The organism is Methylobacterium sp. CM6241 (assembly GCF_054817845.1).
Window position 1 is genome coordinate 5,021,005 of sequence record NZ_CM139246.1, and the last position, 23,031, is coordinate 5,044,035.

The window sequence follows — 23,031 nt, forward strand, 5'->3', positions numbered from 1 at the left end:
AGGACGCTCGGCGCCCCTACTCCATCACCGCCGCTTTCATGATCACGACCATGATCGCCTTGGCGGGTTCAGTGCCGACGCAACGCACCGTGTGCGGCCTGTCGCAGCGATAGCGCAGCGTCTCGCCCACCCGCGCCCGCTGGAAGGTGCCGGCCACCTCGACTTCGAGCGAACCCTCGGTGACGGTGAGGGATTCCACCGAGCCGCGCTGATGCGGATCGGAATCGAGGACGCCGCCCGGATCGGCCGTGACCTCGTACCATTGCAGCCATTCCACCGTCTTGATCCAGCCGACGATCGCCAGACGGATCTTGCCGTCGTCGGAGAGCAGGATCGGCGTGTCGGCGCGCGACGTCTTCTCGATGAACGGCTCTTCGTCGCTGGTGGCCAGCACGCGTTCGATGGAGACGTCGAGGGCCTGGCTCAGGCGCCAGATGGTCGCCAGGGTCGGGTTGGTCTCGTTGCGCTCGATCTGGCTGATGATCGATTTCGCCACGCCGGACTGCTCGGCGAGTTCGGAGAGTGAGAGGTTGTAGGCCTTGCGCAGCCGCTGGATGGTCTTGCCGAGCTGGCCCGAGAGAACCTGTGCTCCGTTCAGGATATCCCGCTGCCGTCCCCGTTCGGGCGTCGTCGCCTGATCTTGCATTGTCCCAGAACCTATCGCGTCGTTCCGTACATCGAACGATCGTGCGGTACTTCAAACGCAATCAGGCATCCGATGCAAGGCGAAGGAGGCCAACTTCTCCCTCGTGTCAGTGCCAAAGGGCGTGGAAATGATGGACCGGTCCGTGCCCTCGTCCCACCGTCACGGAATTGGACGCGGCGATGGCTGCGGTGACGTAGCGTTTCGCCTGCGTGACGGCCTCCGTCAGGGAGAGGCCACGGGCCAAGCCCGCCGCCACGGCCGAGGACAGGGTGCAGCCGGTGCCGTGCGTGTTGCGGGTGTCGAGGCGCGCCGATGCGAAGCGCCGCAGGGTCCCGTCCGTGCTCATGAGGTGATCGACGCTCTCCGTGCCCTCCGCATGGCCTCCCTTGATGAGGACGGCGCGGGCCCCCATCGCCAGCAGCTTGCGTCCCTGCACCACCGCCTCGTTCTCGCTCTGCGCCACGGGGGCTCCGATCAGGGTCGCGGCCTCGGGCAGATTCGGCGTCACCAGGTCGGCGAGGGGTAGGAGGTGCCGGCGCATGGCGTCCACTGCGTCGTCCGAGATGAGACGATCGCCGCTCGTCGCCACCATGACGGGATCGAGGATGATCGGGATGCCGGACGCATGACGGGTAAGTCCGGCAGCCACGGCCTCGATCACCGCGGGCTTCGACAGCATGCCGATCTTCACCGCCTTGACGGTGAGATCGGAGAAGACGCTATCGATCTGGGCGGCGATGAAATCGGCCGGCACGTCGTGAATCGCCTGCACGCCGAGGGTGTTCTGCGCCGTGAGGGCGGTGATGATGCTTGCGCCGTAGACCTTGAGCGCCGCGAAGGTCTTGAGATCGGCCTGAATACCGGCGCCGCCGCTGGAATCGGAGCCCGCTATGGTCACGGCGATGGGTGTCATGGCGTGTCTCGTCCCTTGCGTTGCGGCAACCCTAAACCATCGTCCGGAACGAGGGAATCCGGCCCGATTGAAAATGATTTTAGAACAGAGACTTAGAGAATTTTACCGCTCATTCGCCTGGCTCGCTGCCGAGAGCGCTCTCCGCCAAAGCGGATGCCGGTTCGGCGAAAAAGAGCACGGCGAAACAAAGGTCTCGAGATGTGCCCCGACCCAACGTGGTCGGGCGCAGCTCTAGACGGCCGCGCCCCTCGCCGCGAGGGCCGAATCCACCCGGAAGCGCAGGTCCCTGGCGCGCGCCTCCACCTCCTCGGCGGAAAACAGTGCGGAGATCAGGGCGATGCCGTCGGCGCCCGCCGCGATGATGGCGGCGGCGTTACTGCCGTCGATCCCGGCGATGGCCCCCACCGGAAAACCTGTGCCCCGGGCGAGGCGCGCCCGGAAGGCGATGCGCGAGAAACCGTCGAGCCCGACCGGCGGGTCGGGGTTGTCCTTGCTCGTCGTGGCGAAGACGCCGCCGATGCAGGCATAATCTACGGGCAGGCGATAAAGCTCGTCGGCCTGAGCCGCCGATTTGAGAGTCAGTCCGATGATGGCGCGTGGGCCGAGAATGCGCCGCGCATCCGCCGGGTGCAGGTCCGACTGGCCGAGATGCACGCCCTCGGCCTCGGCAGCCAGAGCGAGATCGCAGCGATCGTTGACGAGGAGCGGCACCCCGGTGCCCGCGATGGCCGCGCGGATGGCGCGGATGCGCGCCAGCGACTCGCGCGCGTTCTCGATGGACTTCTCCCGGTATTGAAGAAGGGTACATCCGCCCGAGACGGCCTCGGCCGCCATATCGGCGAGGTCGTCGCCGTCATCGCCACAGACGTCCACGTCGAGAATACCGTAGAGCCTCACGTCGACCGGCACGGTCGAGCCCAAGGCGGTGTCGCGTCCGATCACGTCGTTCCTCCGGTAAGCCCCAGCGCCCAGGTTCGAGCGGCGGCAATCTAAACGGGTGGCCGTGCCACGCAAAGCCGATCCGCACCGCTTCGCTTGCCGGCCCTGGCCCATCGGCCTACTCCCCGCCTCGACGAAGCACGGAGATTGGCATGACCACCGAAGCCGGGCGCACGCCGAAGCAGAAGATGATAGCGGGGGAACTCTACCACCCCGACGACGCGGAACTCGGTGCCGACCTGCGCGCCTGCCAGGTCTGGCTCGCGCGCTACAACGCCATGCTCGGCCGCCCCGCCGACGAGCGCCGGGTTCTGCTGCGCGAGACGTTGGCCAATGTCGGCGACGGGGCGGTGATCCGGCCGCCGTTCCATTGCGATTACGGCTTCAACATCAGCATCGGGGCGCATGTCTTCCTGAACTTCAACTGCGTCATCCTCGATTGCACCACGGTGACGATCGGCGAGCGGACACAGATCGGGCCGGGCGTCCAACTCCTCACGGCGGACCATCCCCGCGAGGCGGAGGCGCGCGAGGCCGGGCTGGAATTCGCACGCCCCATCGCCATCGGCCGCAATGTCTGGATCGGCGGCGGCGCGCTGATCCTGCCCGGCGTCACGGTGGGCGACCATGCGATCATCGGGGCCGGCGCCGTCGTCACCCGCGACGTGGCGCCCGGCGCGACAGTCGTCGGCAACCCGGCGCGGCCGGTACCCGCCAAGGTGTGAGGCGACGCGCGCATCGTTTCGCGCGTTGATTCCGGCAGGCAATCTGCCATGAGACCCATTCACGGACCGGGGGGCGGACAGGTGACGAGGGGGCAGGACGGATTTGCAGCGGAAGCGGCCGATGCGCTTCCCAATCCGTCGGCGGTCGGGCTCGTCGCCGTCATCGTCGCGGCGACGGATGGCGAGCCGCGCGCCCTCACCGTGAAGGTGCCGGGCCAGGCCGCGAGCCGCGAGACCGGATTGCCGTCCGGTCCCCTGGTTCCGGAGCACCCGACCCTGGAACGCGGTCTGCGCGCCTGGGTGGAGCGCCAGACCCAGCAGCGCCTCGGCTATGTGGAGCAGCTCTACACGTTCGGAGACCGAGACCGGCAAGGCGACGATTCGGGCGGCCTTCACTCTTTGTCCGTGGCCTATCTCGCTCTGGTCCGCGAGATGCGGTCGGCGGCGCTCGCCGAGGCGTCGTGGCACAATTGGTACGCCTTCCTTCCCTGGGAGGATTGGCGCGCGGGCCGGCCCGGGACCCTGGACGAGATCGAGGCCAAGCTCCTGGCCTGGGCCGCCGGGGCCTCCGATGCCAAGGTCAGGCGGCGGCGTGAGGACAGGCTCGGCCTCACCTTCGGCATCGGCGGCGGGGCCTGGAACGAGGAGCGCGTGCTCGAACGCTACGAACTCCTGTTCGAGGCCGGTCTGATCCCAGAAGCGCGGGGCCAGGCCGGGGAAGCGAATGCCACCGAATTCGCCACGACGGGCCGGCCCATGACGTTCGATCACCGCAGGGTGCTCGCCACGGCGATCGGACGCTTGCGTGGCAAGATCAAGTATCGCCCCGTGGTGTTCGAGCTGATGCCGCCGACCTTCACCCTGTTCCAGCTGCAGCGCACCGTGGAGGCGCTGTCGGGCGCCAATCTCCACAAGCAGAATTTTCGTCGACTCGTGGCCCAGCAGGGGCTGGTGGAGGAGACCGACGAAGTCACCAGCGGCGCCGCAGGGCGGCCTGCCCGCCTCGTCCGTTTCCGCCGCGAGGTGCTGCTGGAGCGCCCCGCGCCGGGGTTCCGGCTGACCCCTTCGCGACGGTCGCCCTGAGGCATCGCGTGTCGGCCCTGGCGACGCGGCAATCGCGGGTAGGGCCTACATTGCCGCCAGTATCGATTCCAGCATGGCGCGGCTCGTCTCGAGCGCCGTGATGCGCTCGTCCACCTCGCCGATGTGCCGGCGCAACGTTTGCCGAAGCTCGTCGCAGGGTTCGAATGCGCCGCGCCCGGCGAGCGCGCAGGGCAGGAACACGCGGATGACCGGCAAGGTCATTCCGGCCGCGCCGAGCGTCCTGATCCGCCGAACCGTGTCCTCGTCCAGCGGCGTGTAATCGCGATACCCGGAGGCGGTGCGCTCCGGCGCGAGCAGCCCCTCCCCTTCGTAATAGCGCAGCATGCGCACGCTGACGCCCATGCGCTTCGATAGCGTCCCGATCCGCATTGGCCGTTGACCCTGACAGTGCTGTCACGGATTAAGGCTGCGGCTCTTCGATGGAAACCAGTCGAGAGCGCTTTCCCATGACAGACGTCTTCGCCACCCGTGCCTGGATCGACGGGCGGATCGCCACGATCTCCGACCTCGCCCCCCTTGCCTTCGCCGGGTTCGCGCATTTTACCGCCATGCAGGTCCGTGACCGGCGCGTGAGAGGGTTGGACCTTCATCTGGAGCGCCTTCGAGACGGGTCGCAAGCGCTGTTCGGCTGCACCCTTCCTGAGGAGCGAATACGACACGCGCTTCGGATCGCCATCGCGGACGCCCCCGGCGACCTGTCGCTCACCGCGACAGTGTTCTCGCGCAACGGCGAGTTCCGCCTCGGCGGCGCAGCGGAAATATTCTCGATCCTGGTGCGGACTTTTGCGCCGAGCGACGGCCCCGTCGGCCGGCTGAAACTGGCCCTCACGCCGCATGAGCGCTGGCGCCCGGAGGTCAAGCATGTGGGCGAATCGGCAAAGACCCATCTCCTGCGCGAGGCTGCCCGGATGGGCTTCGATGATGCCGCGTTCGTCGATCGTCAGGGGAGGATCGGCGAAGCGACGATCTGGAACCTGGCATTCTGGGACGGAGTGTCAGTGACATGGCCGCAGGCCGACATCCTGGCCGGGGTCACGATGGGAATTGTCCGCCGTCGATTGACCGCCCTCGGTGTCCCCCAGCGCGAGGCGGTCGTAGCGGCGGACGGGCTCCACGAGTTTGCCGGAGCCGTCGCGATGAATTCATGGACGCCCGCCGTCGCTATATCGTCCATCGGCACCGTCAGCCTGCCGCGATCCGACGAACTCACCGCCCTGCTGCATCGTGCCTATCGGACCGAACCGGCACTCGACCTCTGAACGTCCTTGTTCCTGTATGCGATCTGGAACTATCGCGCTCGCTCACAAGGGAGGGGACGGCGGTGGCCGAGGATGACGTTTGCACAATATCGCAATGCAAAATGAATATGCTCAGGCTCAGCATATCTAGACAAGCGTATCTCACACGCCTACGTTAGTCGGCACAATGCTCAGATTGAGCATAATTGAGGACGCGACCATGGCGGCCACGAGTTTCCCGATCGACCGGGTTTCGACCCTGCCTCTGCCCGATATCTACGCCCGCGTGAGCCGGCATGTTCCGGCCATCGAATGGCCGGCCCTGGCCGACGACGTCGCGGCGATCCTGGAGCTGAAGAAGACCCGCAACGCGGTCATCCTCGCCCATAATTATCAGGCGCCCGAGATCTTCCACACCGTGTCCGACATCGTCGGCGACAGCCTGGCGCTGGCCCGCGAGGCGATCAACGTGGATGCCGACGTGATCGTGCTCGCCGGCGTCCATTTCATGGCGGAGACGGCCAAGCTGCTCAATCCGGGCAAGACCGTCCTGATCCCCGACATGCGGGCCGGGTGCTCGCTCGCCGATTCGATCACCGCCGCCGACGTGCGGGGCTTGCGCGAGAAGTATCCCGGCGTGCCGATCGTGACCTACGTCAACACCTCGGCCGCCGTGAAGGCGGAATCGGACGTGTGCTGCACCTCCGGCAACGCGGTCGACGTGGTGCGCTCGCTCAATGCGCCGCGCGTCCTGATGATTCCCGACGAGTTCCTGGCGCAGAACGTCCAGGTTCTGGTGCCCGAGGTCGAGATCCTCACCTGGGCCGGCCATTGCGAGGTCCACGAGCAGTTCACCCCCGCCGATATCGACGAGGTGCGGGAGAGCTATCCCGGCGTCACCGTCATCGCCCATCCCGAATGCCCGCCCGACGTGGTGGCGGCATCGGACTTCTCGGGTTCGACCGCGATGATGATGAACTTCGTCACAGAGAAGCGGCCGCGTCAGGTGGTGCTCGTGACCGAGTGCTCCATGGGCGACAACATCGCCGTCGCGAACCCGGACATCGAGTTCATCAAGCCCTGCAACCTGTGTCCGCACATGAAGCGGATGTCGCTCCGGAACATCCGCCACGCCCTGGAGACCCTCACCCATGAGGTGACGGTGGAGCCGGAACTCGCCGAGCGCGCCCGCGCGGCGGTGGAGCGCATGCTCGCGGTGCGTCCGCGATGAACGCGCACTCCCCGTTCTCCTTCACCCTCCCCGGCTCGGACCGTGTGATCGTCGTGGGAGCCGGCGTCGCCGGTCTCGCCACGGCCTTGCGGCTCAGCCCTCGCCCGGTCACCCTTGTCACCGCTTCTCCCTTGGGAAGCGGCACGGCGACGGGCTGGGCGCAGGGCGGCATTGCCGCCGCCATGGCCGAGGACGATGCCGCCGCACTGCATGCGGCGGACACGGAAGCTGCTGGCGCCGGCCTCACCGACCCGGCCGTCGCTCTGCGGGTGGCGCAAGCCGGCCCCGGCCTGATCGACTGGCTCGTCGGCCTCGGCGCGCCCTTCGACCGGGATGCCGCCGGCGCCCTGGCGCTCGGCCTCGAAGCGGCGCATTCGCGCCGCCGCATCGTCCGGGCGGGCGGCGATTCCACCGGGCGGATGGTGCTCGATACGCTGCTGAAGGTCGTCGCGGTGACGCCCTCCATCGAGATCCTGGTCGCCAATGTCCGCGGCCTGCTGCAGGACGAGAGCGGCGCAGTCGCCGGCCTGATCTGCGAGCGCGACGGTGCCTCGGTGCGGCTCGAAGCGCGGTCGGTCGTGCTCGCCACCGGCGGGCTCGGCTCCCTCTACGCCTCCACCACCAACCCGCGCGGCGCCACCGGCCGAGGGCTGGCGCTGGCGGCGCGCGCCGGGGCGACCTTGCGCGACATGGAGTTCGTGCAGTTCCACCCCACCGCCATCTCGGTGGGACTGGACCCGATGCCGCTCGCCACCGAAGCCCTGCGCGGCGAGGGCGCGCGGTTGATCGACAGCGAGGGCGAACCGGTGATGGCCGGTATCGCCGGGGGCGATCTCGCTCCCCGCGACGTAGTCGCCCGGGCGATCTTCCAGGCCAGGCGGCGCGGCACCGAGGTGTTTCTCGATTGCCGTGGTGCCCTCGGCGCCCGCATGGCGACGCGGTTCCCCACCGTGGCCGGCCTCTGCGCCGCCTCCGGCATCGACCCGCAGCGCCAGCCGATCCCCGTACGGCCGGCCGCGCATTACCATATGGGCGGCATCAAGGTGGACGGCACCGGCGCCAGCACCGTGCCCGGCCTATTCGCCTGCGGCGAGGTCGCTTCCACCGGACTGCACGGCGCGAACCGCCTCGCCAGCAATTCGCTCCTCGAGGCGATGGCCTTCGCCCCCTGGATCGCCGAGGCCGTTGCCTCCGTTGCCGCCCCGGGTCCGGCTTCGATCGCCGAGCCGTGCCGGCGTGACGACGCCGATCACGACGCGATCCGCCGGATCATGGAGGCCGATGTCGGGGTAGTGCGCGACGCCGAAGGCCTGACCGACGCTGTGCGCCATCTGGCGCCGGCGGCGAGGCAGGGCTCCGACTCTGCCCTCACGGGGTTGATGGTCGCGACCTCCGCCCTGTCCCGCCTGGAGAGCCGAGGCGCCCATTGGCGCAGCGACCACCCGGACCAGGCACCCGCCCGGCACAGCGAAGTGACCCTGGCCGAGGTCTGGCGGATGGCGGAGACCGTCTCGGCCGATGCGGTCGCTCCGGTTTAGACCCGGCGACCGGGACATTCGGCCCCCCTTTCAACGAGCCTCCTACGAGCGAACCCATGAGCGATGCCCGTCTCGTCCCCCTCCCCCGTCTCCTCGTGGAGCCGATCGTCCGCGCGGCTTTGCTCGAAGATCTCGGCCGCGCCGGCGACATCACGACCGACGCGATCGTGCCCGTCGATGCCCGCCTCTCCGGCGTCATCGCCGCCCGGCAGGATGGGGTGATCTCCGGCGTCGATGCGGCCATCATCGCCTTCGCGCTGATCGATCCGGCTGTGTCGGTCATCGTCGAACGCGGCGACGGCGCGCGGGTCTCCCCCGGTGATGTGGTGATCCGGCTCGACGGTCCGGCGCGCGCCATCCTCACCGCCGAGCGCGTGGCGCTGAACCTCCTGTGCCGGATGTCCGGCGTGGCCACCGCCACGGCAGGACTCGTGGAGGCCGCACGGCCGCACGGCAAGGCTCGGATCGTCTGCACCCGCAAGACCACGCCGGGCCTGCGCTCCCTGGAGAAACACGCGGTCCGGGCCGGGGGCGGCTCCAACCACCGCTACGGCCTCGACGACGCCGTGCTCATCAAGGACAACCACGTCGCCGTGGCCGGCGGGATCGTTCCCGCCATCGAACGGGCACGGGCCTATTCCGGGCATCTCGTGAAGATCGAGATCGAGGTCGACACGCTGGATCAGTTGGCCGAGGCCTTGTCGGTCCGCGCCGATGCAGTGCTCCTCGACAACATGTCACCGGACCAGCTAGGCGAGGCCGTGCGGATGATCGACGGACGCGCCATTGCGGAGGCCTCGGGCCGCATCAACCGTGAGACGGTGGGCGCCATCGCCGCCTCCGGCGTCGACCTGGTCTCCAGCGGCTGGATCACGCATAGCGCACCGATCATCGACCTCGGCCTCGACGCGGTCTGATCTGGCGTATTCGAACGTCCGACGCGGGTCCGGTTCCGCCGCGTCGGATATTGTTCCCGGCTGACAGGGTCCCCTAATAATAATCCCTGCGAATACGGCTAAGCCGCCACACTGTGGCCACGGAGTCACGACCCCGCCACAACCATCGCTTCATCGCGAATTCAGCTTGGCTTTGGGGCGGCAGCGTTTACGTCTTGGCGATCGGAAAACGGTATCCTGCGTTGCGTTACCGACCGTGTTTCCCCAACGTTTCGCCTGCCTTCGAGAGGCTTTGATGCGCCGTATCGCCCCCGCCCTGTCCGGGCTCGTCTGCATGGTTGGTGTCTGGGCCTCGCCCGCCGCCGCCTATGAGATCGACCCGCTTACCCGTCAGCCCCTGGACAACGCGCTGGTGCTGCGCGTGCGTCCGCAGGCGGAGCCCGCCCCCGCCGTCGTGGCGGTGCCCACCGCCAACGCCTCGCTCAACCCTGCCGACCCGATGGCCTCGGCCGTGCCGCAGATGTCGGCGATCCAGCGTGAGCAGGTCGCCTTCGGCGGCAATTACGCTCCCGGCACCATCGTGGTCTCCACGGCCGAGCGCCGGTTGTACTACGTGCTCGGCGGCGGTCAGGCCCTGCGCTACGGCGTCGGCGTCGGTCGTCCCGGCTTCACCTGGGGCGGCACCCAGACCATCACGATGAAGCGGGAATGGCCCGATTGGCGTCCCCCGGCCGAGATGCTGCGCCGTCGTCCCGACCTGCCGCGCTTCATGAAGGGCGGCATCGAGAACCCGCTCGGCGCCCGCGCCATGTATCTCGGCGGCTCGATCTACCGCATCCACGGCTCCAACGAGCCGGAGACGATCGGCACCGCCGTCTCGTCTGGCTGCATCCGGATGACCAACGACGACGTGGCCGATCTCTACACCCGCGCCAAGGTCGGCGCGAAGGTCATCGTCCAGCGCTGATCGTCTTCGACACGCTTCGAACTGAAAAAGGCCGGCGGAAACGCCGGCCTTTTTCATGTTCCTCGGTAGAATGCGTTCCGGCCTGGCTATTTCGACACCGACAGGAACCGCGACAGCAGCCAGAGCGGCACCACCACAACGGCACCGGCGAGGATCCAGCGGCCGAAATCATGGAAGGTCTCGAATCCAAGATCGATGAGCGCGCGGCCCGCATCGTAGATGTGCCAGAACAGCAGGCCGGGCGTGACACCCAGCATCGCCATGATGGCGCCGACGAGGATGGACAGGAACAGCAGCTTCACCAGCACGGCCATGGGCGAGCCGCCGAGGAAGCGGCGCAGGGCCGAACGCGGTTCTCCATCGGAATAGCCACTGCCGACCGGGGGACGGCCCTGGTACGGTCCCTGTCGGCGGGGGTCGTTGTCGACGATCATGCTGTCATCCTCTGGCCGTGGTCCGACGGCCGAACTCTCTCGGACATATGGGGCCTCATCGGCTTCTCTGAAGCCGGCGAACCCGGCGGAAGCGTGACCGATGCGACACACCCGAACGAAACCGTCTGTCCATTGGGGCGTTAGGCCGTCTCGTGCCGGCAAGGCGACTGGCATCGGTGCGGGCTTCGCCCACATTCGACCCTCCCGCCCGAACGCTGCTTCGGCCCCACACTGGATGAGACGAACCGTTCCATGATCGACCACGCCCTCTTCGACCCGGCGACGATCGATCCGGAGACCCACCGCCTGAACGCCGAGATAATCGCGGCCCATGCGGCCCAGGCCGATCCCTGGTCGATTCCCCTTTCCGAAGTGCGCGCGCGCCGCCGGCAGGGAACCCAGGCCTCTCCGGCGATGCCGCGCAGCGCGCGGGCCGAGACGGTGGTCATCGACGGCCCGGGTGGCCCGCTCTCTCTGAGGGTCATCCGCCCGGACGCGAAGAAGTGGCAGAACCTCCGCGGAGCCTACCTCCACATCCACCGGGGTGGCTGGGTCTGGGGCGCCGCCGACGAGCAGGATCCGTGGCTGGAGCGGATCGCCGATACCTGCGGCTTCGTCTGCCTGTCGGTGGAATACCGCCTTGCCCCGGAACATCCCTATCCGGCGGCTTTGGAGGATTGCGAGGCGGCGGCCCTGTGGCTCGCAGGCCCCGGCAAGGCCGAGTTCGGCATCTCGGCGCTCACCATCGGCGGTGAATCGGCCGGCGCGCATCTGGCGGTCATGACCCTGCTGCGCCTGCGCGACCGGCACAACCTGCCCCGCGCCTTCCGCGGCGCCAACCTCAATGCTGGGTTCTTCGATCTCGGTTTGACCCCCAGCGTCCGCAACTGGGGCGACACCCGCCTCGTGGTGAACACCAAGGACCTCACCACCTTCGCCAACGATTACGTCCGCGACGGCATCGACCGGCGCCGGCCCGACGTGTCGCCGCTCTATGCCGATCTGAAGGGCCTGCCGCCCGCCCTGTTCTCGGTGGGCACGCACGATCCGCTGCTCGACGACACGCTCTACATGTCGTCCCGCTGGGCGGCGGCCGGCAATGGCGGCCATACCGCGATCTATCCCGGCGGCTGCCACATCTTCGTGCGCTATCCCGGTGCGATGACCGGACGCGCCCTCGAACTGATCGACCGGTTCCTGATGGCTCTGGCTTGACGATCCTTGCCTGAGGGCCGGCTTCCCGCGCCGTTCGAGGCCTGGTTCGCCTCGCGCGGCTGGGCGCCCCGTCCGCATCAGCTCGAGCTCCTCGGCATCGTCGGCGAAGGGCGCTCGGCCCTGCTGGTGGCGCCGACAGGGGCCGGCAAGACGCTGGCTGGCTTCCTTCCGAGCCTCGTCGCCCTGTCCGAGCGCGCGCCATCGCGAAAAGCGCGGGGGCTCCACACCCTCTACATCTCGCCGCTGAAAGCGCTCGCGGTGGACATCGCCCGGAATCTCGAAGCGCCCATCGCCGAGATGGGCCTGCCGATCCGGGTCGAGACCCGCACCGGCGACACGCCCTCCCACAAGCGCACGCGCCAGATCGAGCGCCCGCCCGACATCCTGCTGACGACGCCGGAGCAGCTCGCTTTGCTCATCGCCCATCGCGAGGCGTCCGAGCTGTTCGCCACCCTCTCCTGCGTGGTGCTCGACGAGCTGCACGCCCTCGTCACCTCGAAGCGGGGCGACCTGCTGTCGCTCGGATTGGCGCGGCTCCACCGCCTCAGCCCGAACCTCATCGCCATCGGGCTGTCCGCCACCGTGCGCGAGCCGGACGATCTGAGGCGGTATCTGGTGCCGCAGGGCTCGATGACCCTCCCCCCTCTGCGGGGGAGGGTGCCTGCGGAGCAGGCGGGAGAGGGGGCGACCTCTCCGGAACCGGCGCTCCCCTCTCCCGACCCGCTTCGCGGGCCACCCTCCCCCGCAGAGGGGGGAGGGTTAGGTGATGCCATGGCCGACCTCGTCGTCGTGAAAGGCGGGGCAGCACCCGACCTCCACCTGCTCGATACCGGCCTGACCCTGCCGCTGGCCGGCCACACCGCCAGTCAGGCGATGCCGGCGATCTACGAACTGATCGAGGCGCACCGGACGGTGCTGGTCTTCGTCAACACCCGGCTCCAGGCCGAGTACACCTTCCAGGAACTCTGGCGCATCAACGAGGCGTCGCTGCCGATCGCGCTCCATCACGGCTCCCTCGATGCCAGCCAGCGGCGGCGGGTGGAGGCGGCCATGGCGGCGGGGCAATTGCGGGCCATCGTCTGCACCGCGACCCTCGATCTCGGCATCGATTGGGGGGATGTCGACCTCGTCGTGAATATCGGCGCGCCCAAGGGGGCCAGTCGGATCATGCAGCGGATCGGGCGCGCCAACCACCGCATGGACGAGCCGTCGAAAGCCTATCTCGTCCCCGGCAACCGCTTCGAGATCCTCGAATGCCAGGCCGCCCTCGACGCGGTGGAGGAAGCCGCACAGGACACGCCGGATGCCCGACTCGGCGCGCCGGACGTTCTCGCCCAGCATGTCCTCGGCATGGCCTGCGCCGATGCGTTCGATCCGCTGCAACTCTACGAGGAGATCGTCTCGGCCGCGCCCTTCGCGACGTTGTCCTGGGAGGATTTCGAGGCCGTCGTCGATTACGTGGCGACGGGGGGCTACGCGCTGCGTGCCTATGAGCGGTTCGCCAAGATCCTGCGCGGGCCGGACGGGCTGTGGCGGGTGCGCGATGCGCGGATCGCCCAGCAATACCGCATGAATGTCGGCACCATCGTCGAATCCGCCAAGGTGAAGGTGCGCCTCGCGCGCGGCGTCCGAGGTAAACCGGGCGCCATCCTGCCCAAGGGCGGGCGCGTTCTCGGCGAGATCGAAGAGGATTTCGCCGATACCCTGACGCCGGGCGACACCTTCCTCTTCGCCGGGGAAGTGCTGCGCTTCGAGGGCCTGTCCGAGGACGAGGCCCTGGCGAGCAAGGCCGGGCCGGGCACCGACCCGGCGATCCCGTCCTATGCGGGAGCGAAGTTTCCGCTCTCGACCTTCCTCGCCGCCCGCGTGCGCGCCCTCATCGCCGACCCGTTCGAATGGGACCGGCTGCCGAAACAGGTGGCGGATTACCTCGTCCAGCAGCGCAGCCGCTCGATCCTGCCAGGGCCCGACGGCCTCCTCGTGGAGACGTTCCCCCGGGCGAAGCGCCATTACCTCACCGCCTTCCCGTTCGAGGGACGGCTGGCTCACCAGACCCTCGGCATGCTGCTCACCCGCCGCCTGGAACGGGCGGGCCTGCGTCCCCTTGGCTTTGCCGCCAACGATTACGGCATCGCCATCTGGATGACCCGCGACGTGAGCGAGGCCATCGCCCGCGAGCCCGGCTTCCTCGGCGCCCTGTTCGCCGAGGACATGCTCGGTGACGATCTCGAAGCCTGGCTCGACGAATCCTCGATGATGAAGCGCACGTTTCGCCAATGCGCCGTCATCGCTGGGCTGATCGAGCGGCGCTATCCGGGCCAGAAAAAGACCGGGCGGCAGGTCACCATGTCCACCGACCTCGTCTACGACGTGCTGCGCAAGCACCAGCCCGACCACCTGCTTCTGCGCGCCGCCCGGCAGGATGCGGCAACCGGACTCCTCGACGTGGCCCGCCTCGGCATGATGTTGAGGCGCATCCAGGGGCGAATCACCCACAAGGCGCTGGACCGCGTCTCGCCGCTCTCCGTGTCCGTCATGCTCGAAATCGGGCGCGAGAAGGTCTACGGCGAGGGCGCGGACGAGATCCTGGCGGAGGCCGAGGCGCAGCTTCTCGAAGAAGCGCTCGGGTGACGCGCCCTTTTCCCGGACTAGAGGATGCGATCTTGGCGCTCGGCCAGAAACTCGAACGGACCATCAAGACCCCCGGCCTGACGCTGGCCGGCGAAGCGCTCACCCTCGACCTCTGCGGCGGGTTGTGGCTCGCCGCGCACCGGACCCTGATCGTCTCTGACCTGCATCTGGAGAAGGGCTCGGCCTATGCCGCGCGCTCGGGCCAGTTCCTGCCGCCCTACGATACCCGCGAGACCCTGGCCTGCCTCCACGAGGCGGTGGTCCGCTTCGACCCGGCCTGCGTTGTCGCGCTCGGCGATTCCTTCCACGATGCGCGCGGCCCCGAGCGGATGGAGCCCGGCGACCGGGCCATGATCGCCGCCCTGCAGGAAGGCCGGGACTGGGTCTGGATCGCCGGCAACCACGACCATGCCGTCTCGGAAGGCGTCGGCGGGCGCTATGCCGAGACGCTGGCGCTCGGTGGACTCACCCTGCGGCACGAGCCTCTGCCGGATGCGCCGGAGGGCGAGATCGCCGGGCATCTGCATCCCTGCGGCAAGGTCGCCATGCGCGGCCGCGCGGTTCGGCGCCGCTGCTTCGTCACCGACGGGAAACGCCTGGTGATGCCGGCTTTCGGTGCCTATGCGGGCGGCCTCAACGTGCGCAACCCGGCCTTCGATCCGCTGTTTCCGGCTGGTTTCACCGCGCATCTCCTGGGAGACGGCCGGGTCTTCGCCATCGGCAAGGCGATGCTGGCGCGGGACTGAGCGCCACCCGGCCGCGTGCCGTCTCTTCAGGCCTTGATGTCGGCGAAGGCTCCGACGACTTTCTCCCGGCCTTGCTTCACCAGTTCCTCGATCTTTTCCTTGATCGCCTGGTTGATCTTTTCGAGCTCCTTCTGCGGCATCCCGGCCAACGCTTCCTCCGTGAGGCCCATCTTCTTGAGAATCTCTTCGCGGATTTTCTCGGCGGGCGTCATCTTGGCATATTTCAGGAAGTCGTCCTTCGCCGACGCCTCCGTCGATCCTGACGGTGTCGTGCGGACGGGGTAGCTCGCTCCCGGGGCGGATATTCCGTTGAGACCGATGGACATGGCGGCACGACTTTCCCAGTGACACACGCCTGCATTGCAAAAACGCCGCCGTTGGTCGCAACGGGAAAAATCGTGTTATGTCAAATATTTATAGGAACGCCATCGCCGCTGGGGCGTCCCGCGCGGCAAATCCTGCCCGGCCATCGCTACCGAGCGACGATGGCGGCATGGGGGCACTCTCCGATCTAAGGGCGTCGTCGATCGGGTTCATGGGTCGACGACCCGGGGAGTATGGACCATCCCAACCAATCGCCTCATCCTGAGCAACCATTAGTCTTTTGCCATGGCGTGTCTCTGGCGAGGACGGTGTTTGCGTAAGTGAGGAGCTTTCTGGCGCAGGCGACGAGACTTTTCTGGTGGGATTTTCCGGCGTCCTTGAGGCGTTTGTAGAGTCGGACGAGGGCGTCGTTCCATCGGAAGGCGGCGGGCAGGGCTGCAGCGTAGAGGGCGGTTCGAACGGTGGCGCGTCCTCCCGCGATGCGGCGCTGGCCCTGATGTCGGCCGGAGCTGTGATCGAAGGGGGCGAGACCGGCGAGGCTTGCGGCCTGCTCGCGGGAGAGGTCTCCGAGTTCGGGCATGCGCACGATGAGGGTGAGGGCGGTGCGCGGCCCGATGCGGGGAACGCTGAGGACGAGGTCGAGGCGTCGGGCGAGATCGTCATGGGCGCGCAGAGCGGTGACGAGGGCCTTGATCCGCGCCGCGCGCTCGGCCTTGAGACGCTGGATCTCGATGGCGATGTGCTCGCGGATGCGCGGGTCTTGATAGGCCTCCCGCCGTGTCTTGAGGCGGACGACGTCCTCGTCGATCTGCTCGACGAGGCGCAGGGGCTCGGCCAGGGCGACCAGGCGCGGATCGGGGGCTGGCCTGCCGGGTCCGTGAGCCGCCGTGCAGGCGGCGATCAGTCCGGCATCGATGGCGTCGGTCTTGGCCCGGCGCAGGCGAAAGGTCGCGTAGGCGCGGACCTGCCGGGGCTGGAACAGGACCACGTCGAGGCCCGCCTCGCGCAGGGCAGCGGTAGCCCTGCGCTCATAGCCGCCGGAGGCTTCGAGGCCGACCCGGCCGATCCCGAGACGGATCAGCACCGCGACGAGTTCGGCCCGCCCCTCACCGGTGTTGGGCAGGCGCCAACGCTCGTCGCATCCGTCGACGGCAAGGTCGAGCCAATCCTTGCCGACATCGATCCCGGCTACGGCCGGACCGGTCTTCGTGCTACTGTGTGTCATCTTCGTCGACCCTGCCTTGCAAGCGAACCACGACGTTCAGGCAACCATCCGGGTTCGATGAAGAGGCCGACCGCGATCTTGCTCAGGAGCAGCCAAAAGGCTCAGGCGCCAACGATCCGACGGCCGACCGCCCCACTCCGGACGGCCATCCGGGGTGGGGCATTCCTCACGGAACACGGCGACCATAATCCAAGTCGCTATTGCAAGGCGCCGCAGCGCAGCGGAGGCCTCGAAGGATGAGGTCGCGTTTCGGTCAGGTGAGGAGGCGGCCGAGGGCGAACGAGACGATCAGGCCCGCATGCAGGGAGACCAGTCCGCAACCGATCGGAGGCCACCACGCGGTCGTCTTGGACTCCATCGCTACCCCCGGCCCGGAATGGTGGTCGCCCCATACCCTCCTGGCAGGGAGGTCTGTCTCTACCGAGGGTGATCTAATCTCCGATACAATGGCGGCGAATGCGAATGTGAATCGCAGCGGAGCCAGGGCACGGTCATGCTTCAAGCGCTCATCGTCGGGGCCGGCCCGGTCGGCCTCACCCTCGCTGCCGAACTCGCCCGATACGGCATCGGCATCCGCCTGATCGACAAGAGCCCGCAGCCGACGCAGACCTCGAAGGCGCTCGTGGTCTGGCCGCGCACCCTCGAACTCATGGACCGGATGGGCTGCGGGCAGGCCTTCCTCGATGCCGGTCTGCGCGTCCATGGAGCGGCCCTGCGCAGCGCCGGCAGCATCCTCGGCCATATCCGGTTCGACGCCGTCGCCAGCAGCTACAACTTCGCCCTCATGATCCCGCAGCGGGAGACCGAGCGCCTGCTGATCGAGCATCTCGCCACGTTCGGCGTCGCGGTGGAGCGCGAGGTGGAACTCGTGAGCTTCGTGACGGGTGACGAGCATATCGAAGCGACGCTGCGCCACGCGGACGGTGCCGAGGAGGCCATTTCGGCATCCCGGCTCATCGGCTGCGACGGCGCGCACAGCACCGTGCGGCACGGGCTCGATCTCGCCTTCGCGGGCGAGGCGCAGGGGGACGACTGGCTCCTCGCCGATATCCGCGTGGAGGGCGACGACGCACCGCCCGGCGATGAGATCGCGACCTATCTCCACCGGGATGGGCCGCTCGTGGTCTTCCCGATCCCCGGCGGCCGCGCGCGGGTGATCGCGCAGGTCGGCAAGACCGATCCGGCGCATCCGCGCCCGGACCCGACCCTCGGCGACGTACAGGCCCTGGTGGACCAGCGCGCGGGCGGCTTTCGTGTCGTCGATCCAGTCTGGCTCACGCATTTCCGCATCAACGAGCGCAAGGTCTCGCAATATTTGCAGGGGCGCGCGGTCCTGGCCGGCGACGCGGCGCATATCCATAGCCCCGCCGGTGGCCAGGGCATGAATACCGGCATGCAGGACGCCATCAACCTTGCCTGGAAACTGGCGATGGTGGAGCGGGGGCAAGCCACGCCCTCGCTCCTCGACAGCTACAGCCCCGAGCGGAGCGCCGTCGGCGACATGGTGCTGCGCAATGCCGCCCGCCTGACCGACATGGCGACCCTGTCGAATCCCGTGGCGCAGGGATTCCGCAACCTCGCGCTCCGGTTCATGCTCGGCTTCCACGCCGTACAGGACAAGATGGCGGCGACAATGAGCGAGGTGGAGATCGCCTATACCGACAGCCCGCTCTCTCACGGCCCCGAGGCGGGAAAGCGCTGGGCCCCGGAGCACGATGACGGATTGCCCGCCGGCTCCGGCCCGGTGCCGCTCTTCGTCCTCTACGCGGCGGATACGACACGGGGAGCGAGCTTCGCGGCGCGGTATCCCGCCCTGCTCGAACCGACGCCGCGACGCCCGCCCGAAGGCGACCGCCTGATCCTCGTTCGGCCCGACGGCTATGTGGGCTTTTCCGGGACGGCCGACACCTGGGACGAGGCGGAGCGCTACCTCTCGCGGCTCGGCCCCGACCGGCCCTGAAAGCTCAGGCCGCGATCAGCAGCGCGCAGCCGGCCACGACCGACAGGATGAGCCGCAGACGTCCGAGCCAGGTCGGCACGAGGCCGCGCCGGACGAGGTCGAGATCGACGAAGCCCCAGCCGAGGACGAGCAGGCCGAGCACGCGCAGGTCCCACGGCATGGGGAAGGCCAGGGCCGCCCAGGCGATGAGGGAGGGCAGGATGGCGATGACGTAGTCGCGCCCGCCCGCTCCGCCGGACGCGGCCGCACCCCAGCGGATGCCGCCGAGGAACGATGCGATCACCGCGCCATAGGTCGAGAGGATGGTGCGTGGGGCCAGCCCGACATTGCCGAGGCCACCATCGCTGCCGCTGAGGGAAAGAGCTGCGAACCCCAGAAAGGGAATGAGGCCGGCGACGCCGAGAACGAGGGCTGATGTCGGTATGGGCGTCACACGCGCCATCTAATCTCCGGCTCCATTGGTCCGTGATCCCGCGATCGTCCGCGATCCGCGGCCAGGATCTCATCTGCCGTGACTATACACGGTTCTCGCCGCGCGAAACGCCCCGCCGATCCAGAGCCGCCGACGGATCGACTCACGTCCAGGTTCAGGTAACGCTCTGAACAGGAACGTCGATTCGACTTCGCTCCGCCCGCGTCGACGCTACGCGCGTCGCTATCACGCGCAGTCCATGTCCGCATGCGACCGGTGTGTCACGCACCCGTGGTGCGGCGCGGCGCGGTCGGAGCCGGTGTGGCGGGGGGCGGTGCACCGATCAGGCTCATCGACCCATCCACGCCGGCGCCGGTGGGCGCGGGAGGCTCGTTGACGGCCGCCACCGATGCCTTCGGTTTGAAGGCGGCGCTGAGCTTCTGCGCCACCACGAGATCCTTCGGCGCCAGCTTGGCGGCGACATCGTCGCGCTTCCGGCCCGCATCGTCGTCGCCCTGGGCCGCAGCGGCAGAGAACCAGAGGTAGGATTGGACCAGATCCTGCTGCAACCCAAGGCCCCGCGCGTAGAGGACGGCGAGGTTGTACTGGCTGTCGCGCATGCCGTACTCGGCGCCGCGCCGGAACCATTGTGAAGCCGTGGTGTAATCCGGCTTGCCGTTCGCCGCCGGATTCTCGGCGTAGACCACGGCAAGGTTATGCATCGAGCGGGCATGGCCCTGTTCCGCCGCGCGGGCGTACCAGAGCTTGGCCTGGGCGAGGTCGCGCACCACGCCCGAGCCCTTCTCGTAGAGGCCGCCGAGCTTGTACTGCGCCGGGGCGTAGCCGACTTCGGCCAGGGCCTCGAACAGCTTTGCCGCCACCGCGAAGTCGCGGGGCATGCCCCGGCCTTCGAGGGCGCGGGCGGCGAGATCGTAGACGGAGGCTCCATCGCCTTCGAGAGCGGCCTTGCGAAGCTGCGCGAGCCCCGTCGGCACCGCCCCGAGATCGCCCGCCAGATTACCGAGGGCGGCGACCTTCGGCACCGGACGCTGGGCCGGCTGACTCGAGGATTCGGTCAGGGTCGGGACGGCCTTCGACGAGGCCGGCTCGGAGATCGACTGGGTGGTTTCCGGGTCCGGCCGCGCAGGCGTATCCGCGGCGACCCTGGCAGTGTCGGTGGGAGATGCGTCAGCCTTCGATGCGTCAGCCTTGGCCGTGTCGGTATTGGCCGTGTCGGCATTGGCCGTATCGGTTTTGGCCGCGCTGTCCGAGGGCTGGCCTGGGGCGGCCTGCGCTTCGGCGATTTGGGCTGCCGACACATCCGTCGCGGTACGCCGTGAGTTGATGGCCTGCAATGCACCGAGCGCGAGGACGATGGCGGCGAGGCCGAGGAGGAGCGGCTTGCGACGCTTGTCGAATTCGGCGCGCAGACGCGCAACGCGCCCGGGGGTGGAGGTTTCCAGGGCGTCGTCGGAGGCACCGCGACGCTGCATCTCGGGCGAGCGGGCCGCGATCGCGGCCTCGTTCTGCGCGGCCTGCGCCGCACGCCGCGCGGCGGCGATGAAGCTCGTCTTGATGTCGCTCTCGGTCGGCTTGATCGCGTCCGAACCGCTCTCGGCGGACCGGTCGGGGCTGGGACGGCGGGCGCCGGGCTCCAGCGGCTCGTCCGTGACGCGACCGAGCTCGAAGGATTGGGCCGTCGGGCTCACCCGCAAGGGCTCGGCCCGCCGGATCATGGCGCCCGCCTGCATCGGGGCCCGCTCGTCCACGCGGCCGGTGGCGATTCCGAGCCGCTCGGCGAGGTCGTGAGACGAGGTGGAGCGGCCGGCGGCGAGCGGGCCGGCCTCGGCCAGGACGCCCAGCTGGCCGACGAGCCTGTCCAGGGTGGAATGGACGCCGTCGAGCGTCGCCTGCATCCGCTGCTCGGAGGCCGTCTGCTGGGCGCGCAGATCCGCCAGGCTGGCCCGGAGCATTCCGAGTTCGCCCGTCTCGCCGGTGGTCCCGATGCTCTCGGCCACGGCATTGCGTGCGGCGCGCTCTACGGCGGCCTCGATCGGAACCTCTTCGCGCAAAGCCGAGACCTGGCCGAGCAGGTCGGACATCGTCCGCTCGAGGCCAGCGATCGCGGGGTCCGCGTCGCGCGTGTCGATGCGGCTGGCCAGCGCCAGAACCTGCTTCTCCAGCACGTCGAGACCTTCGGCGCGGGGTCCGGCGGGGCCTCCCACCCGGTCGAGCTTGTCGGCGAGGTCGTGGAGCATGCCGTGGATCGAGGCGAGGTCGCCGCCGGGAATCACCGGCCGGCGCAGGGTTTCGCCGAGATCCTCGAGGCGGCCGATCAGGTCGCCGACCGGATTGACGCTGACCCGCTCGACCTTGTCGGCCAGGGCGTCGATCCGCACGATGATCTCGTCCGAATGGCTGCCGCCGCCGACGGAGCCGCCTTCGCGCAGCGCGTCGAGCTTGGCGCCCATCGCCTGGATCTGTTCCTCGATCCCACCCGAAGGCGGGGTCCGCAGGCCGAGGCGGATCTCTTCGAGCAACGGCCGCAGCTCGGCCATGTTGGCTCCGTCACCGCCGACGCCGCCCTGCAATTCTGTGATCTGGGCGCTGATCGCCTGGAGCCCCTGGGCGAGGCTCTGGATCCGCTCCGGCCCGGCGAGCGAACCGATCAGGCGGCGGATTTCGTCCAGTTCGCGGAACAGGTTACCGAGTTCGTCACGGTCGGCGAAGCCCGGCGCGCTGCTGCTGAGCGCCCCGTCCACCTTCGCCGCGAGGCGCTCGACGTCGCTGGCGACGCGGGCATGGACGTTCTCGGCCACATCGTCGGCGAGACGGGCGACCTGAACGCGGATCAGTTCGATGGGGGCCGCGATGGCGGCGAGGTCGGAGGGCTCCTGCGCGCGCTGGACCCCGGTGACGAGGGAGTGCATCGCCTGTTCGAGGGCACCGACGTCGCGGCCCGTGGCGAGGCCGGTGATCGATTCGCGAAGACGGCTCGTCTCGGCCTGCAATTCGGAGAGCGCCGGCGACGGCGCCCGTGTCGCCGCGGCGGCGGGCTTCTGCTCGGCGGTGGCCGAGTCGGAATCGAGTTCGCGCTGACGCTGGCGGATTTCCGCCACCGCGTCGCGCAGCTCCACCTCGACAGGGCGGCCGCGCCGGCCGATGGGGCGCGGCGAGGCCAGCTGCTCGCCGAGTTCGACCATGCGGCGCTCGATCTGCGCCAGACGCTCGGCCATCTGTGCCGCCGGGGAGAGGCCGGCATCCAGCACCGTGCTGATCCGGGCCTCGATCTCCTCGATCGTCCGCGTCGCCGTCTCCTGCGAGATCTGGTGATCCTGGGCGATCTTATGATCGATCTGGTCGAGACGGCGCATCATCTCGGCGATGGAGGTCGTGAAGGGCGCGATCGGGTCCGGTGCAGGAGCCGAGACGACGGGGGCCGAGACGACGTCAGCGCCGTCGGTGACGACGGCCTCCGCGGCGTCGACGGGTGCGTGATCGGCCTCGACGGATGCGGGATTGGCCTCGGCGGGTGACGGCGCGCTGCTCGAAACGTCGACGAGCGGGCGGGTCTGATGCTGCATCGACGAGGTCAAGCGGCGGCGGCGAGCCTTGGGCTTCTGGTCCGGCGTGACGATCGACGCGATCCAGGTCTCGACCGGCACCCCTGCGCGACGCGCCACATCGCGGGCGGCATCGAGGATTTCCGGGTCGAACTCTTCCAGGTTGAGCGTCGCGTTGCGTTTCATCGTCAAACCCGGGGCAGCGAGGTCCGTGACCCAATCCGGTTTGTCAGTGTGCAACGCAGAGGTGTCGCAGCGGCAGCGAAACGGATCGATTGCCGCTGACATTTCGCACTCTTGGTAAACAGGCGGTTAAGGCCTGTG

The 23,031-nt window shown here is 68.6% G+C and carries 20 protein-coding genes; 11 read left to right on the plus strand and 9 right to left on the minus strand.

Features of this window, described 5'->3' with window-relative positions; all coding sequences use genetic code 11:
* Positions 1-16 precede the first annotated feature (16 nt).
* The 3 genes from ACYQR9_RS23695 to thiE all read right to left on the minus strand — a co-directional run bounded on the left by ACYQR9_RS23695 (position 17) and on the right by thiE (position 2,498).
* Positions 17-646, minus strand: coding sequence for a helix-turn-helix domain-containing protein (locus ACYQR9_RS23695; protein WP_056426161.1), 630 nt, complete (start codon positions 644-646; stop codon positions 17-19).
* Positions 647-752: 106 nt separating this feature from the next.
* Complete coding sequence (gene thiD / locus ACYQR9_RS23700) at positions 753-1,559, minus strand: bifunctional hydroxymethylpyrimidine kinase/phosphomethylpyrimidine kinase (RefSeq protein WP_461228241.1); 807 nt, start codon at positions 1,557-1,559, stop codon at positions 753-755.
* 231 nt (positions 1,560-1,790) lie between these two features.
* The gene (gene thiE, locus ACYQR9_RS23705) at positions 1,791-2,498 is read right to left on the minus strand and encodes a thiamine phosphate synthase (RefSeq protein ID WP_461229887.1); all 708 of its coding nucleotides are present in this window, start codon (positions 2,496-2,498) and stop codon (positions 1,791-1,793) included.
* Between the two features lie 152 nt (positions 2,499-2,650).
* Here thiE and ACYQR9_RS23710 point away from each other — a divergent pair, with 152 nt between their 5' ends.
* Both ACYQR9_RS23710 and ACYQR9_RS23715 read left to right on the plus strand, forming a co-directional pair.
* A complete protein-coding gene (locus ACYQR9_RS23710) occupies positions 2,651-3,223 on the plus strand; it encodes a sugar O-acetyltransferase (protein ID WP_420604708.1) in 573 nt (190 codons plus the stop codon).
* A 48-nt stretch (positions 3,224-3,271) separates the two neighbouring features.
* Positions 3,272-4,306: an NUDIX hydrolase gene (locus ACYQR9_RS23715; protein WP_461228242.1), complete on the plus strand. Its 1,035-nt coding sequence runs from the start codon at positions 3,272-3,274 to the stop codon at positions 4,304-4,306.
* A gap of 45 nt (positions 4,307-4,351) precedes the next feature.
* On the opposite strand, the gene ACYQR9_RS23720 is transcribed toward ACYQR9_RS23715, so the two are convergent.
* Positions 4,352-4,696 (minus strand): MerR family transcriptional regulator, encoded by a 345-nt coding sequence (locus ACYQR9_RS23720; RefSeq protein WP_461228243.1) that lies wholly within the window; start codon positions 4,694-4,696, stop codon positions 4,352-4,354.
* Positions 4,697-4,773: 77 nt separating this feature from the next.
* On the opposite strand from ACYQR9_RS23720, the gene ACYQR9_RS23725 reads away from it, so the two are divergent.
* From ACYQR9_RS23725 to ACYQR9_RS23745, 5 genes are all read left to right on the plus strand, one after another.
* Positions 4,774-5,586 carry an aminotransferase class IV family protein gene (locus tag ACYQR9_RS23725; RefSeq protein ID WP_461228244.1) on the plus strand — a complete coding sequence of 271 codons (813 nt, stop codon included), beginning with the start codon at positions 4,774-4,776 and terminating at the stop codon, positions 5,584-5,586.
* 199 nt (positions 5,587-5,785) lie between these two features.
* The gene (gene nadA, locus ACYQR9_RS23730) at positions 5,786-6,796 is read left to right on the plus strand and encodes a quinolinate synthase NadA (protein ID WP_461228246.1); all 1,011 of its coding nucleotides are present in this window, start codon (positions 5,786-5,788) and stop codon (positions 6,794-6,796) included.
* Complete coding sequence (locus tag ACYQR9_RS23735) at positions 6,793-8,334, plus strand: L-aspartate oxidase (RefSeq protein ID WP_461228247.1); 1,542 nt, start codon at positions 6,793-6,795, stop codon at positions 8,332-8,334. Before nadA ends, ACYQR9_RS23735 begins: the two co-directional genes overlap by 4 nt.
* Positions 8,335-8,390: 56 nt before the next feature.
* Positions 8,391-9,251 (plus strand): carboxylating nicotinate-nucleotide diphosphorylase, encoded by an 861-nt coding sequence (gene nadC, locus ACYQR9_RS23740; RefSeq protein ID WP_461228248.1) that lies wholly within the window; start codon positions 8,391-8,393, stop codon positions 9,249-9,251.
* Positions 9,252-9,525: 274 nt separating this feature from the next.
* The gene (locus ACYQR9_RS23745; protein ID WP_056426189.1) at positions 9,526-10,197 is read left to right on the plus strand and encodes a L,D-transpeptidase; all 672 of its coding nucleotides are present in this window, start codon (positions 9,526-9,528) and stop codon (positions 10,195-10,197) included.
* 86 nt (positions 10,198-10,283) lie between these two features.
* Here the strand turns inward: ACYQR9_RS23745 and ACYQR9_RS23750 are convergent, their stop codons facing one another.
* Complete coding sequence (locus tag ACYQR9_RS23750; protein WP_056452303.1) at positions 10,284-10,631, minus strand: DUF6460 domain-containing protein; 348 nt, start codon at positions 10,629-10,631, stop codon at positions 10,284-10,286.
* Positions 10,632-10,883: 252 nt separating this feature from the next.
* Between ACYQR9_RS23750 and ACYQR9_RS23755 the strand changes: the two genes are divergently transcribed.
* From ACYQR9_RS23755 to pdeM, 3 genes are read left to right on the plus strand one after another with little or no spacing between them, the layout of a single operon-like run.
* Complete coding sequence (locus ACYQR9_RS23755; protein ID WP_461228249.1) at positions 10,884-11,846, plus strand: alpha/beta hydrolase; 963 nt, start codon at positions 10,884-10,886, stop codon at positions 11,844-11,846.
* Between the two features lie 6 nt (positions 11,847-11,852).
* Complete coding sequence (locus tag ACYQR9_RS23760; protein WP_461228250.1) at positions 11,853-14,477, plus strand: ligase-associated DNA damage response DEXH box helicase; 2,625 nt, start codon at positions 11,853-11,855, stop codon at positions 14,475-14,477.
* Positions 14,478-14,509: 32 nt separating this feature from the next.
* Positions 14,510-15,223: a ligase-associated DNA damage response endonuclease PdeM gene (gene pdeM / locus ACYQR9_RS23765; protein ID WP_311276424.1), complete on the plus strand. Its 714-nt coding sequence runs from the start codon at positions 14,510-14,512 to the stop codon at positions 15,221-15,223.
* Positions 15,224-15,249: 26 nt separating this feature from the next.
* Here the strand turns inward: pdeM and ACYQR9_RS23770 are convergent, their stop codons facing one another.
* Entirely contained in the window at positions 15,250-15,549 is a 300-nt protein-coding gene (locus ACYQR9_RS23770) for a hypothetical protein (protein ID WP_056426204.1), read from the minus strand.
* Positions 15,550-15,803: 254 nt separating this feature from the next.
* Entirely contained in the window at positions 15,804-16,772 is a 969-nt protein-coding gene (locus tag ACYQR9_RS23775) for an IS110 family RNA-guided transposase (RefSeq protein WP_461227982.1), read from the minus strand.
* A 493-nt stretch (positions 16,773-17,265) separates the two neighbouring features.
* Here ACYQR9_RS23775 and ACYQR9_RS23780 point away from each other — a divergent pair, with 493 nt between their 5' ends.
* Positions 17,266-18,732, plus strand: coding sequence for an FAD-dependent monooxygenase (locus ACYQR9_RS23780; protein ID WP_461228252.1), 1,467 nt, complete (start codon positions 17,266-17,268; stop codon positions 18,730-18,732).
* 4 nt (positions 18,733-18,736) lie between these two features.
* Here the strand turns inward: ACYQR9_RS23780 and ACYQR9_RS23785 are convergent, their stop codons facing one another.
* Positions 18,737-19,174, minus strand: a complete 438-nt coding sequence (locus ACYQR9_RS23785; protein WP_056426211.1) for a DUF3429 domain-containing protein — start codon at positions 19,172-19,174, stop codon at positions 18,737-18,739.
* Between the two features lie 251 nt (positions 19,175-19,425).
* The gene (locus ACYQR9_RS23790) at positions 19,426-22,893 is read right to left on the minus strand and encodes a tetratricopeptide repeat protein (RefSeq protein ID WP_461228253.1); all 3,468 of its coding nucleotides are present in this window, start codon (positions 22,891-22,893) and stop codon (positions 19,426-19,428) included.
* Positions 22,894-23,031: the final 138 nt, after the last annotated feature.

What these genes read in the sequence shown, in the direction of transcription:
- ACYQR9_RS23695 (WP_056426161.1), bottom strand. Translation starts at nt 646, where the DNA reads ATGCAAGATCAGGCGACGACGCCCGAACGGGGACGGCAGCGGGATATC.
- ACYQR9_RS23745 (WP_056426189.1), top strand. Translation starts at nt 9,526, where the DNA reads ATGCGCCGTATCGCCCCCGCCCTGTCCGGGCTCGTCTGCATGGTTGGT.
- ACYQR9_RS23770 (WP_056426204.1), bottom strand. Translation starts at nt 15,549, where the DNA reads ATGTCCATCGGTCTCAACGGAATATCCGCCCCGGGAGCGAGCTACCCC.
- ACYQR9_RS23720 (WP_461228243.1), bottom strand. Translation starts at nt 4,696, where the DNA reads ATGCGGATCGGGACGCTATCGAAGCGCATGGGCGTCAGCGTGCGCATG.
- ACYQR9_RS23755 (WP_461228249.1), top strand. Translation starts at nt 10,884, where the DNA reads ATGATCGACCACGCCCTCTTCGACCCGGCGACGATCGATCCGGAGACC.
- nadA (WP_461228246.1), top strand. Translation starts at nt 5,786, where the DNA reads ATGGCGGCCACGAGTTTCCCGATCGACCGGGTTTCGACCCTGCCTCTG.
- ACYQR9_RS23775 (WP_461227982.1), bottom strand. Translation starts at nt 16,772, where the DNA reads ATGACACACAGTAGCACGAAGACCGGTCCGGCCGTAGCCGGGATCGAT.
- ACYQR9_RS23750 (WP_056452303.1), bottom strand. Translation starts at nt 10,631, where the DNA reads ATGATCGTCGACAACGACCCCCGCCGACAGGGACCGTACCAGGGCCGT.
- ACYQR9_RS23790 (WP_461228253.1), bottom strand. Translation starts at nt 22,893, where the DNA reads ATGAAACGCAACGCGACGCTCAACCTGGAAGAGTTCGACCCGGAAATC.
- ACYQR9_RS23710 (WP_420604708.1), top strand. Translation starts at nt 2,651, where the DNA reads ATGACCACCGAAGCCGGGCGCACGCCGAAGCAGAAGATGATAGCGGGG.
- ACYQR9_RS23725 (WP_461228244.1), top strand. Translation starts at nt 4,774, where the DNA reads ATGACAGACGTCTTCGCCACCCGTGCCTGGATCGACGGGCGGATCGCC.
- ACYQR9_RS23780 (WP_461228252.1), top strand. Translation starts at nt 17,266, where the DNA reads ATGCTTCAAGCGCTCATCGTCGGGGCCGGCCCGGTCGGCCTCACCCTC.
- ACYQR9_RS23735 (WP_461228247.1), top strand. Translation starts at nt 6,793, where the DNA reads ATGAACGCGCACTCCCCGTTCTCCTTCACCCTCCCCGGCTCGGACCGT.
- ACYQR9_RS23785 (WP_056426211.1), bottom strand. Translation starts at nt 19,174, where the DNA reads ATGGCGCGTGTGACGCCCATACCGACATCAGCCCTCGTTCTCGGCGTC.
- thiD (WP_461228241.1), bottom strand. Translation starts at nt 1,559, where the DNA reads ATGACACCCATCGCCGTGACCATAGCGGGCTCCGATTCCAGCGGCGGC.
- ACYQR9_RS23715 (WP_461228242.1), top strand. Translation starts at nt 3,272, where the DNA reads ATGAGACCCATTCACGGACCGGGGGGCGGACAGGTGACGAGGGGGCAG.
- nadC (WP_461228248.1), top strand. Translation starts at nt 8,391, where the DNA reads ATGAGCGATGCCCGTCTCGTCCCCCTCCCCCGTCTCCTCGTGGAGCCG.